General features: G+C 59.7%; 12 protein-coding genes. 3 read left to right on the top strand and 9 right to left on the bottom strand.

All coding sequences use genetic code 11. The features are described from left to right. The first annotated feature begins 13 nt into the window (after positions 1-13). Positions 14-1,276, top strand: a complete 1,263-nt coding sequence (locus tag PCPL58_RS03455; RefSeq protein WP_065348825.1) for a DNA methyltransferase — start codon at positions 14-16, stop codon at positions 1,274-1,276. Between the two features lie 178 nt (positions 1,277-1,454). Beyond that, a complete protein-coding gene (locus PCPL58_RS03450; RefSeq protein ID WP_331716588.1) occupies positions 1,455-1,886 on the top strand; it encodes a GNAT family N-acetyltransferase in 432 nt (143 codons plus the stop codon). 13 nt (positions 1,887-1,899) lie between these two features. Here the strand turns inward: PCPL58_RS03450 and PCPL58_RS03445 are convergent, their stop codons facing one another. Continuing rightward, the gene (locus PCPL58_RS03445) at positions 1,900-2,634 is read right to left on the bottom strand and encodes an SDR family oxidoreductase (protein ID WP_065348824.1); all 735 of its coding nucleotides are present in this window, start codon (positions 2,632-2,634) and stop codon (positions 1,900-1,902) included. Between the two features lie 235 nt (positions 2,635-2,869). On the opposite strand from PCPL58_RS03445, the gene PCPL58_RS03440 reads away from it, so the two are divergent. Next, a complete protein-coding gene (locus PCPL58_RS03440; RefSeq protein ID WP_065348823.1) occupies positions 2,870-3,787 on the top strand; it encodes an AraC family transcriptional regulator in 918 nt (305 codons plus the stop codon). Between the two features lie 15 nt (positions 3,788-3,802). Here PCPL58_RS03440 and PCPL58_RS03435 read toward each other — a convergent pair whose 3' ends face one another. From PCPL58_RS03435 to PCPL58_RS03395, 8 genes are all read right to left on the bottom strand, one after another. Beyond that, positions 3,803-4,420: a hypothetical protein gene (locus PCPL58_RS03435; RefSeq protein ID WP_065348822.1), complete on the bottom strand. Its 618-nt coding sequence runs from the start codon at positions 4,418-4,420 to the stop codon at positions 3,803-3,805. A 113-nt stretch (positions 4,421-4,533) separates the two neighbouring features. Next, positions 4,534-5,688, bottom strand: a complete 1,155-nt coding sequence (argE, locus tag PCPL58_RS03430; protein ID WP_065348821.1) for an acetylornithine deacetylase — start codon at positions 5,686-5,688, stop codon at positions 4,534-4,536. After that, entirely contained in the window at positions 5,685-6,362 is a 678-nt protein-coding gene (locus PCPL58_RS03425) for a DUF1028 domain-containing protein (RefSeq protein ID WP_065348820.1), read from the bottom strand. Before PCPL58_RS03425 ends, argE begins: the two co-directional genes overlap by 4 nt. A 12-nt stretch (positions 6,363-6,374) precedes the next feature. Then, a complete protein-coding gene (locus PCPL58_RS03420) occupies positions 6,375-6,791 on the bottom strand; it encodes a RidA family protein (RefSeq protein ID WP_003408344.1) in 417 nt (138 codons plus the stop codon). Positions 6,792-6,822: 31 nt separating this feature from the next. Then, positions 6,823-8,118 carry a flavin-containing monooxygenase gene (locus PCPL58_RS03415; RefSeq protein ID WP_054082343.1) on the bottom strand — a complete coding sequence of 432 codons (1,296 nt, stop codon included), beginning with the start codon at positions 8,116-8,118 and terminating at the stop codon, positions 6,823-6,825. Positions 8,119-8,244: 126 nt separating this feature from the next. Then, positions 8,245-8,976, bottom strand: coding sequence for a class II aldolase and adducin N-terminal domain-containing protein (locus PCPL58_RS03405; RefSeq protein WP_003367530.1), 732 nt, complete (start codon positions 8,974-8,976; stop codon positions 8,245-8,247). Positions 8,977-9,034: 58 nt separating this feature from the next. After that, complete coding sequence (locus PCPL58_RS03400) at positions 9,035-9,868, bottom strand: transporter substrate-binding domain-containing protein (RefSeq protein ID WP_065348819.1); 834 nt, start codon at positions 9,866-9,868, stop codon at positions 9,035-9,037. 26 nt (positions 9,869-9,894) lie between these two features. Beyond that, positions 9,895-10,767: a phytanoyl-CoA dioxygenase family protein gene (locus PCPL58_RS03395; protein WP_065348818.1), complete on the bottom strand. Its 873-nt coding sequence runs from the start codon at positions 10,765-10,767 to the stop codon at positions 9,895-9,897. Positions 10,768-10,777 lie beyond the last annotated feature (10 nt).

The raw sequence follows: 10,777 nt of genomic DNA, 5'->3' as shown, positions 1-10,777 counted from the left end.
ATAGGGGACGGATATGCAGATCGCTTTCGATCAATGGACTAAAGGCCGCAAGATCAACACGTTAGGGACAAATGCCGGCGCAGAAAAGCTCCCTTTTCAGACATGGCGTCATTTCAAGGAAGCATTCGCGCCTGAGCTCGTTGCGCGAGCGGTAAGAGAAAGCCACCTCCCTGTTCGCACATGTATTGATCCTTTTGGTGGGTCAGGAACGACTGCATTGGCTTGTCAATTCCTAGGAGTTGAGCCCGTTACGATGGAGGTCAATCCCTATCTAGCCGACCTTATTGAAGCCAAACTTTCTCCATATGACGGCTCATCGCTGACTCATGACTTAGGCCAGATTATTCGCGCGGTTCGTCGTATGCGAGGAAATCACGATCTGAGCTGGCTGCCGGCTACATTCGTCGCGCCAGGAGTTAATAACCGCTGGCTTTTCGAATATGAAGTTGCTCAAAAGATCGAGTCGTACCGAATGGCAATTGCCGGCCTATACAACCCAGTCCATCAAATGTTCTTCAGAGCAATTTTGGGTGGGTTTCTGGTTGAAGTGAGCAATGTCCTAATCAGTGGCAAAGGTCGCCGCTACAGGCAGAACTGGCAGTCGAGAAAGCATACGGCCGACGCGGTCGATCAGCAGTTTCTGACAAGGGTACAAAAAGCATTGTATGAGATCGCTCGCTACGCTTCCCGACCCGTTTCGCAGTACACGCTAATTCGCGGTGATTGCCGTCAAACGATCTCGAAAGCGCCCATGGCGGATCTTGCTGTCTTTTCCCCACCGTACCCCAACTCATTCGATTACACCGACGTTTACAATATTGAGCTATGGACTCTGGGATACCTTAACGACTCCGCAGATAACAAAAACCTGCGGCAATCTACATTGGCTTCGCATGTACAGACTCTGCGCACCTATGCACCGCGTCCGATCGGCTCCAACACGTTGGATGCCGTATCTGAAAAGCTGCATGCTAGCCGTGGAGTTTTGTGGAGTCGCTGGATTCCAAACATGGTTGATGGCTATTTTGCTGACATGTCGGGGGTGATGAACGCTTTAGCTAGCCGATTGCCCGCTCACGGTGAAATTTGGGCGGTAGTGGGAGACAGCCTTTACGCGAATATCCACATTCCCGTAGCTGAAATTTTGACCGAGCTTGCTCCCACATGCGGATTTGAAGCTATACGCACAGAGGCGTTTCGCTCGATGCGCTCTTCGGCACAGCAAGGCGGCAGGGAAGAATTGGCAGAGAGTTTGATGGTTTTCCGCAAACTATAAAACTTCAGAGCTGCCGACCAGAAGTTTATTCAAACTACTATGAGCCGGCATAACTCTATACGCGGCGCCATGCAACTGAACGGCATAAAAAGGCGAACTGAGTAGTATCTAATTGCCGGCTGAGACCAGCGTAGTCAGCATGGAGAGGTGCCTATGAGGTCATCATTCCCTACATCGGATAACGCTCGAGGCGAGGCTGTCCCATTGGACCAAGGAGATCGCTTCAGGCGAATCGGACCTTTACGTCAAAGTCGACAGGTTAGACCGGGTCTTGGGCTGGATGGCAACCGGGGCTGACAGGGAACATCCCGAAGACCGCGGCGTCTCGGAAATACAGGCCATCTATGTCAGCCCAATGCAAACACGCCAGGGCATTGGGCGAGAGCTGTTCGACCATGTGATGCCTCTCTTTCAATCCGCTGGCCGCACCAGAGTTGTCGTTTGGGTGCTGGAGAGCAATGCCCCTGCCATCGATTTTTACCATCAGCGAGGGTTCGCAAAAGAGCCGATCAAAACCAAGACGATCGAACGAGACAATGTCAGGTTGGTCGAGATAAAACTTGAACTGTTCATCACGACACCGTCCTCAACGGTGCCCTGCTCACCTTAGTCAAGCCTGCAGCTCAATAAGCACTCCCCGTAGGCCGCACCACAATCTCGCTCACATCCACCCCGTCCGGCTGCTCGACCGCATAAACAAGCGCACGTGCGATCGCATCCGGCTCCAGCGCAACCTTTCGAAATGCTTTCATCGCTTCGCGCGCGGTCTCGTCGGAAATCGAGTCGGCCAGTTCTGATTCGACCACGCCTGGGCAGACGACGGTGACGCGGATTTTGTCGGTTTCCTGCCGAAGACCATCGGAGATGGCACGAACAGCGAATTTGGTGGCGCAGTACACTGCGGCGGTCGGGGAAACGGCGAGGCCGCCGATGGACGAGATGTTGATGATCTGGCCATGCCCTTGCGCTTGCATGCTCGGCAGCACGGCGGCAATGCCGTGCAGTACGCCGCGCACGTTGACGTCGAGCATCTGGTTCCACTCTTCGATTTTCAGTGCGGCGAGCGGCGACAGGGGCATGACGCCGGCGTTGTTGATGATCACGTCGATCTTGCCGAACGCGTGTGTGGCGAAGTCGACAAAGGCTTGCATGTCGAGCGCATCGGTCACGTCCAGCGCGCGGAAGCGTGCCGAGCCGCCCTGCGCTTCGATGTCTGCCGCCAACGTCTGCAGACGCTCGATGCGCCGAGCGCCCAGCACCATGTGTGCGCCCTTGGCCGCGATGAGTCGGGCGGCAGCTTCGCCAATGCCGCTGCTGGCACCTGTGATCAGTACGACCTTGCCTTGAATGTTCGACATGACTGGCTTTCCTCGTGAGTCATCGTTGGCTCAGTTTCAGCGCGCGGCTCAAACTGATTGCGATGACCATGCTACGAGTCGCTCATCACTGCGCGCATGCCGATACCTGCGCGACACTTGCCTATTCCTGTCTGTGGGTCTGCCTTACGCTGAATCGCCGCACAATGGCCGCTATGATGGAGTTCGATGCAAAGGAAAGGCGTGCAGCAACACTGACTTTGGGACGGGGTTCTTCATGGATACACACAATGCCGCGAGCGCTCCGGGCACCGATGTTTGCCGGGCTGAAATCATCCAGTTGCTGACGCAGCGCTTTGCGGCACCCGGTGTTTATGAAACCGCTATTGCACCGCTGCACGTTACCCGCTGCGACGCGCCGTCCGAGCTGATTCATGCGCTGCATCGGCCAGCCCTTTGCGTGATCGTTCAAGGTCGCAAGGAGGTTGCGCTGGGCGATGAGCAGTATGTGTACGACCCGCTCAACTACCTGATCGTCGCGGTGACTGTGCCGGTCGCCGGGCGCGTGCTTGAAGCGAGTGGCGAGGCACCCTATCTGTGTATTCGTCTGGATTTCGAGCCTGCGCACATTGCCCAGCTCATTGCGGAGGCGCCACTGAACGGCGTTCCGGACGAGCCGCAGCGGAGCCTGTTTCTTGAGCCGATGGATCAGCCATTGCTGGAGACGGTGTTGAGGCTGGTGCGCCTGCTCGACACGCCTCGCGACATCGGCATGCTCGCGCCTCTCGCACTTCGGGAGCTCTACTACCGGCTGCTGCGCGGCAACAACGGGCGGCGACTCTACGAAATCGCGGTCGGGGATTCGCAGACGCATCGCGTTACGCGGGCGGTCGACTGGCTGAACAGTCATTACACCGAGCCGCTGCGCATCGACGAGCTAGCGCGCATGGCCAACCTGGGGAATTCGACGCTGCACCACCGATTCAAGGCGTTGACGGCCATGAGCCCGTTGCAGTATCAGAAAAAGCTGCGCCTGCAAGAAGCTCGACGGCTGATCATCAATGAAGGCCTGGACGCCTCCAGCGCCTGCTATCGCGTCGGCTATGAAAGCCCTTCGCAATTCAGCAGGGAGTACAGCCGCCAGTTTGGCTGCCCGCCCTCGACGGATCTCAGCAGAGTGCGGCAGATTGGCTGACCTCCCCGTCCGGCATCAGCGTCCGGGCGCGGCCAACCGCGCATATTGGTCCTGACTGATCCACCCGGTAAACGAGCGATCATTGGCATTGATGAACTCGACCTGAGCCGCGCCATCCTTGAATGCCAGAACCCCGACAACGTCATCCTTGACGATATAGGCGCCTCGGGTGGCTTTGGCATTCGGTGTTTTTTGCAGCCAGGCCTTGTCCGCGGTGACGGTCACCAGACCGACCCACTGTTTGCTGGCGGTCCGGGTCAGATCCATGCCGGTGACGATGTCCGGTACCAACACGTTCATGCAGCCAGGGTGCTGCCGGCCTTGCTCTATCGTCAGAACCACGCCATCAGCCGAGGCCTTCAGTGTTCCTGGGTAGACGTCATCAAGCCAGGACGACACCGCTGCGCCCTTCCCGGCCTCGACCTTGCCTTGCAGATAGAACGCACAGCTGAATGCCTCGCCGCGCGTCTCCGAGTAATAACCCTCGACTTGATGATCAGGCGTCACGGCCAGCATCAACTGCTCGTATTTGCCGGAATGCAGTGCCGAGTCCTGAGCGAAAACCGACGTGCCAACACACAGCAATAGAGTTGCGGCCAGGGACCAGCGAGTAAGGGGACGTTTGTCAGTCATGCTTCCATCCATAGAACGTTCGAGTAGCCGGGAAGAGTGGCCAGTCCATGACTGGCGCGCCGAGTCGTTAGCGTATTTCGGCGCGCAACTGTATCACTGAAATCAGGGGCGATTCATGGCTGCGACGCGAACGCCAGTACACGTTTGAGCATCTCGTCACAGGCGTCAAGTTGCGCGACGCTGATGAACTCGTCCGGCTTGTGCCCTTGCTCCATGCTGCCTGGTCCGCAGACCACAGCCGGAATGCCTGACTGGTCGAACAACCCGCCTTCGGTTCCGAACGCCACTGTGCCAAACGCTCGGGAGCCACAGAATCCGGCAATCAATTCCGCCGCCTGGCTGTGCTGGGGAATATCCAGTCCCGGATAGCTCGACAGTTCAGTGAACCGGATCTCGCTCCGGGCACTGACGGCCTGCATGGCCGGCAATAGTTTTTGCTCGGCGTATACGTGCATGGCAGTAACGATCTGCTGCGGGTCCAGGGTGGGGAGCGCACGCACTTCGAAATCGAAACGGCACTGCTCGGGCACGATGTTCAAGGCCGTGCCGCCGTTGATCACGCCGGTCTGAATGGTCGAAAACGGCGGATCAAAGCGCTCGTCAAGGGCATCAACTGCTCGTAATGCTTCGCCCAGGCGACCCAGTTCACCGATCAACTGCGCCGCATACTCAATGGCGTTGACGCCACTGGGCGCGTGGGCCGAGTGGCAGGCAGCACCCTGTACATCGCAGCGCACCGCGACCTTGCCCTTGTGGCCGAGCACCGGCTGCAACTCCGTCGGCTCGCCAATCACACACAGCATCGGCTTCACCGGCCGCGCCCGCAGCGATGCCAGTAACGAGCGTACGCCCAGGCAACCCACTTCCTCGTCGTAGGACAGTGCGATATGCACCGGCATGTGCAGCGATGCCTGGGTCAGCGCCGGAACCAGCGCCAGCACGCAGGCAATGTAGCCTTTCATGTCCGCAGTGCCACGGCCGTAGAGTTTGCCATCCGCTTCGCTCAGTTCGAACGGCGGGAACGTCCATGGCTGGCCGTCGACCGGCACCACGTCAGTGTGGCCGGACAATACGATGCCTGGCACGTCAGCCGGGCCGATGGTGGCGAACAGATTGGCCTTGGTTTTCTGCGCGTTGTAGATCAACTCGCAGGAGACGCCGAAGCGCTCGAGGTATTCACCCACAAAATCGATCAGGGCCAGATTCGATTCGCGACTGGTGGTGTCGAAGGCCACCAGCCGCGCCAACAGCTCGCGGCTGGAGCTCATCGCTCGTCTCCCGGCACGCCGTAGCCTGGTGCGCCAACCGGGTTCAGGGCGCGGTCGAGGTAATCCTGCATTTGCGGCTGGTAGGCCTGCCAAAGACGCTTCAGCTCGCCTAGCGGGTCGTGCTCGGCCCAGTCAACGCGCAGATCGACGATGGGCCAGGACTGCTCGCCCACGACTTTCAGCGCCGCCGAATGGACCGGCCCTGCTTCGCCGCCTGCTGCCAGACCGGCCTGCATCGCCTGTAACAAACGCTCTGCCAAGTGCCCGGTTGCCTGCTCGAAGCACTGAATCATTGCGTCGATGACGGCCTGGCTCGCCAGCATGTTGCCAGCCACCACGCACTGATCGCCGCTGCCCGCGTTGTTGATGCCCAGTGTTTCGCTGCCACTGAAATGCGCGACTCGCCCCTGATGATCAATCGCCGTGATCTGCCGATACTCGCTGAACGGGCTGGCGTTCATGACCTGGTCCAGCGCTTGAGAGGCAGACATGCCCTGCTCCATCAGGTCCAGCGTTTGCGGTCCCAGGGCCGGCAGTGTGATGTTCTGCGACGACACCGCGCCGACGCCCGCACGCAGCCAGGGGCAACGCGCGCCTACGGCAATGCTCGACGAGCTGATGGCAATGCCCAGCTGGCCGGTTTTGGCACAGCGGGCGGCAATGGAAAAAGTCATGGGCAACAGTCCTTATTCAGGGATCACGGCGATCACGTCGATTTCCATCAGCCATTGCGGCTGCCCCAGCGCCGACACCACCAGCCCGGTGGAGATCGGGAACACGCCTTTCAGCCACTTGCCCACTTCGTGGTAGACCGGCTCGCGGTAGCGCGGGTCGGTGATGTAAGTGGTGGTCTTGACGATGTGCGACAGGTCACTGCCCGCCTCTTCGAGCAATTGTTTGACGTTTTTCATCGCCTGCTGCGCTTGTGCAGCCGGATCACCGAGGCCGACCAGATTGCCGTCGAAATCGGTGCCGACCTGGCCCCTGACGTACACGGTATTGCCCGCGCGCACCGCCTGACACAGGTCGTTGTTCAGACTTTGATTGGGGTAGGTGTCCTTGGTGTTGAACATGCGGATACGAGTATGAGTCGGCGTAGTCATGGGTAACTCCTGGGGGCATTGAGCGCGATGATCAACCGTTGACGTTGCGCAACGGCACGACGGGGGTGGCACGTTTGCCGGCGTCATAGGAACGGTATTTGTGCTGCGTGGCGATCTGATCGGCGACGTGTTTGGCGTCGTGCCATACGCCCCAGATAAACGCGGAGCCGCGGCGTGACAGCCATGGCAGGCCGACGAAGTACAGGCCTTGCTCGCAGGACACGCCACGCTGGTGACGAGGTTTGCCTTTGCTGTCGAAGGCATCGACCTGCAGCCAGCTGTAATCCAGGGCATAGCCGGTGGCCCAGATGATCGACGTGACGCCTGACTCGATCAGGTCCAGCTCGCTGAGCGGATGGGTGATGCACGGCGCATCCGCCACGCGTTCACGGGCCGACGGCTCCAGCGGCAGGTCCAGGCCATTGCGTGCGGCGTAGGCATCAGCGGCATCGAGCAGCGACAGGTAGTTCGCGTCGCCACTGTCGAGGTTGCTCACCAGATCGTTCTGGAAGTGCACCTTGTTGCCGACGAAGCTTTCGGTCAGGCCCACGAGGTTCATTCCGGCCTGAGCCAGCCGGCGGAAGTCGACCGTGTAGCCGCCCCTTGCACCACTGACCGCGATGGTCACGTGCTCCTTGCCGGGCTGCATGGTTTCGCTGTCCCACAACCCCAGCACACCCATCCACCAGCAGAAATCCCGGCCGCGATAGGCGCGCGGCGGACGGTCGTGAGGGCCGACCGACAAGTACACTTTGCGACCCGAGAGCAGCAGCTCCTCGGCGATTTGCACACCCGAGGAACCAGCGCCGACCACCAGTACGCCGCCCTCGGGCAGTTGTTGCGGATTGAAATAGTGCGCCGAGTGGATCTGATGAAGCGCCTCGTTAACCGGCGCAATCGGCGGGATGACCGGTTTCTGGAACGGCCCTGTCGCCGAGACCAGATGATTGACCACATAGGTGCCGGCACTGGTTTCGACGGTAAAGCCTGCACGCCCGGTATTGCGGGTAACGCGCTTGACCTCGACGCCGGTCTTGATCGGCGCATTGAATTTGCGGGCATAGCGCTCGAAGTACTCGGCCACTTGCTCCTTGCCCGCGAACCCGTCCTGATCCATGGCGAATTCAAGGCCGGGAAACCGGTCATGCCAGGCCGGACCGTTGGCTACCAGCGAGTCCCAGCGGCCACTGCGCCACGCCTCGGCAACGCGGTGTTTTTCAAGCACCAGGTGCTCGATGCCAAGACGGCTAAGGTGTTCGCTGGTGGCCACTCCGGCCTGTCCTGCACCTACGACGAGCGTATCGATTTCTATGATTTTTTCTGTCATCTCGGCATCCCTCGACAGGTGGCTTACGACCTGTTGGACGTAATGAAAAGTGTTGAAACGTCGATGCGCGGGCGCAAAAAGCCCTACGCCATCCGCAGACGCGCATCCAGTCAGTAGCAGGGGCGATCAGTCGACCAAAGAGGGGTCAGCCTGAATCATCAGCAGTTTCATTTCCTCGAAGTGCTGATGAGAGAAATCCGTAATCTTCTGCCAGTCACGGGCGGTCTTCTCGGCGACATCGTCCGCCAGCACCTTGAGCGGCTGGCCGGTGGACCAGGCCGTCACCAGAATCTGGCAAGCGCGCTCCAGGGTCCAGATGTCATCGAAGGCTTCGCCAACGGTGGGCGCGGTGACGATCACGCCGTGGTTGCCCATCAACAAGCGGCTCTTGTCCTCCAGCAAACCGGCCAGTCGAGCGCCCTCGGCGGTCGTGTCGGCCATGCCGCCGTAAAGCTCGTCCACCGCGATGCGGTTGAAGTAGCGCGCAGTGTTCTGATCGATGGGCGGAATATGCGGCTTGGCCAGGCACGCCACGGCTGTGGTGTAGACCGGGTGCAAGTGCAGCACCACGCGCGCATCGGGCAGACGCTGGTGGACCTGGCCGTGAATGGACCATGCCGTCGCATCGACATCAGGGCGATGCGCCGCGTCGGCATCATCGGCGTCGAGCAGCAACAGATCGCTGGCACGTATGCGTGAAAAATGTTTCCACTTCGGGTTGAGCAAAAACTGTTTGCCATCCGCCGAAATGGCCGCGCTGAAGTGGTTGGCGACCGCTTCATGCATACCCAGATGGGCGATGATGCGGAACGTCGCGGCCAGGTCTATGCGCGTCTGCTCTTCGAAATTAAGGGCCATGCTAATTGCTCTCCGGTCGAGCGTGCCTGCCGAACCTGCCAGGCACGTCCTTTGGTTGTCAGGGCTTGGGCATCAGGGCGGCGATGTCATCGGCTGTCGGTGCCTGGAACTTGTATTTCTCCAGCAACGCGGCGTATTCCGGGGTCTTGCTGTACTTCTCAAGGCCGTCTTCCAGGGCCTTGCGGACCTCGTCGTTGCCCTTCTTCACGCCAAAGCCGTTGAGCACCGGGTAAATCAGGGTTTCGGAAGAAATCACCACCCGGCTACCCAGTTTTTCGACCACGCCGCGGGCGACGGCTGCGTCAGTGATCTGCGCTTCGACGGCATGGGCCAGCATGGCCTGGGTGGTCTGTGGGTCGGTGCCGTACTCGCTGATGGCGATCGGTTGCAGGCCGTTCTTCACGCAGTAGTCGGTCGAGAGTTTTTGCAGTTGTTGCAGCCAGGAAGTGGCCGCCATGGAGCCGATCTTGTGGCCACAGAAGTCCTCTGGCGTCTTGGGCTGATAGTCGCTGCCCTTGACCGACAGAATCGCCTCGCCGCTTTTCAGGTAAGGAATCATGTCGATGACTTTCAGGCGGTCGGCGGTGATGTACATCGACGAGTTGGTGATGTCGAAACGTCCGCCCTGCAGCCCGCCGATCAGATTGGGAAAGCGCGTGTCGATGTTCTCGGCCTTGAGCCCCATGACCTTTGCCAGGCCGTCGAGAAACTCGATTTCGAAACCGGCGGGACGGTTCTTGTCCATGTATTCATAGGGGAAGAACGTCATGTCCGAGCCGGCGATGATCTTGCCGGGCTGCTGGAAAGCCGAAGCGGCAGACGAGGACATGGCAACCACCGCGCCCAGCAAAGCCAGGGCTACGGGACGAACAATCAGAGCTGACAGCTTCATAGGTATTCCTCATGGAGTCATGGAGATCAGGCAACGGCGGCGTCTTTTCCGGCTTGCTGCACAAAAAATGAAGCACCCTTGGGTTTCTGCGGCAGGCGGATATGGTTCTCGGTGCTGCGTACCAGACCGCTCTCCTGGCCAGCGACCATCAACCCGGCATGCTCGCTGGGCAAGGGGTTCTCACCGAACGGCAATGCGTCTTCAGCCGCATAGACGCTGATGAACAGCGTGCGCGGGAACTCGGTTTCATTGGGGCTTGAAGCATGCAGCAGGCGTGTGTGCATGAAGCACACCGAGCCCGACGGGCCATAGCAGGCGACCGGTTGCTGGCAATGCTGTTCAACCACCGCATCTTCCACGGCACCGGTGAAACGCTCGCTCTGCCAATGCGACCAGAGCGCCTGCTTATGGCTGCCAGGCGCCACGTTCAGCGGGCCGTTTTCGGGGGTCACATCGCTGATCATCAGCAACGCGGTAACCAGGTCATCGTTGCTGTGCGGTGTGAAGAGGAAGTCCTGATGCCACTTCACCTGAGTCGCGGTGTGCGGCAGCTTGGAGTTGATCTTGCTGTGATGAAAACGGGTGCCATTGCCGCCGATCAGCTGCGCCGCGATGGCTGCCATCCGTGACTGGAATGCCGCGTGCTGGTAGGCCGGCGAGATCTCCGTGGGCGAAGCCACGCGGCGCAGCGACGGGTGATCCGGCCGATGATCGCTTTCGATGTCGAAGCGCGGACGCCCGTCCTGAGTCTGCCCCCAGGCCTGACTCTGACTGCGGCTGTCGTCGACCCACTGGTCGAAGTCCTGCTGAAGCGCTGCCACTTCATCGGCTGCCAGCACGCCCTCCACTACCAGAAAACCCTGCTCGTGAAACTGGTCAATCTGCCATTGCTCGATCATGTTCTTCTCC

It is taken from the genome of Pseudomonas cerasi, assembly GCF_900074915.1.
In the GTDB taxonomy this organism is placed as follows: Bacteria; Pseudomonadota; Gammaproteobacteria; order Pseudomonadales; family Pseudomonadaceae; genus Aquipseudomonas; species Aquipseudomonas cerasi.
Note: the sequence above shows the minus strand (reverse complement) of the source record. Positions and strands in the feature narration are given on the sequence as shown.

Coding starts and splice junctions, on each gene's coding strand:
- PCPL58_RS03455 (WP_065348825.1), top strand. CDS start 14: ATGCAGATCGCTTTCGATCAATGGACTAAAGGCCGCAAGATCAACACG.
- PCPL58_RS03445 (WP_065348824.1), bottom strand. CDS start 2,634: ATGTCGAACATTCAAGGCAAGGTCGTACTGATCACAGGTGCCAGCAGC.
- PCPL58_RS03440 (WP_065348823.1), top strand. CDS start 2,870: ATGGATACACACAATGCCGCGAGCGCTCCGGGCACCGATGTTTGCCGG.
- PCPL58_RS03435 (WP_065348822.1), bottom strand. CDS start 4,420: ATGACTGACAAACGTCCCCTTACTCGCTGGTCCCTGGCCGCAACTCTA.
- argE (WP_065348821.1), bottom strand. CDS start 5,688: ATGAGCTCCAGCCGCGAGCTGTTGGCGCGGCTGGTGGCCTTCGACACC.
- PCPL58_RS03425 (WP_065348820.1), bottom strand. CDS start 6,362: ATGACTTTTTCCATTGCCGCCCGCTGTGCCAAAACCGGCCAGCTGGGC.
- PCPL58_RS03420 (WP_003408344.1), bottom strand. CDS start 6,791: ATGACTACGCCGACTCATACTCGTATCCGCATGTTCAACACCAAGGAC.
- PCPL58_RS03415 (WP_054082343.1), bottom strand. CDS start 8,118: ATGACAGAAAAAATCATAGAAATCGATACGCTCGTCGTAGGTGCAGGA.
- PCPL58_RS03405 (WP_003367530.1), bottom strand. CDS start 8,976: ATGGCCCTTAATTTCGAAGAGCAGACGCGCATAGACCTGGCCGCGACG.
- PCPL58_RS03400 (WP_065348819.1), bottom strand. CDS start 9,868: ATGAAGCTGTCAGCTCTGATTGTTCGTCCCGTAGCCCTGGCTTTGCTG.
- PCPL58_RS03395 (WP_065348818.1), bottom strand. CDS start 10,767: ATGATCGAGCAATGGCAGATTGACCAGTTTCACGAGCAGGGTTTTCTG.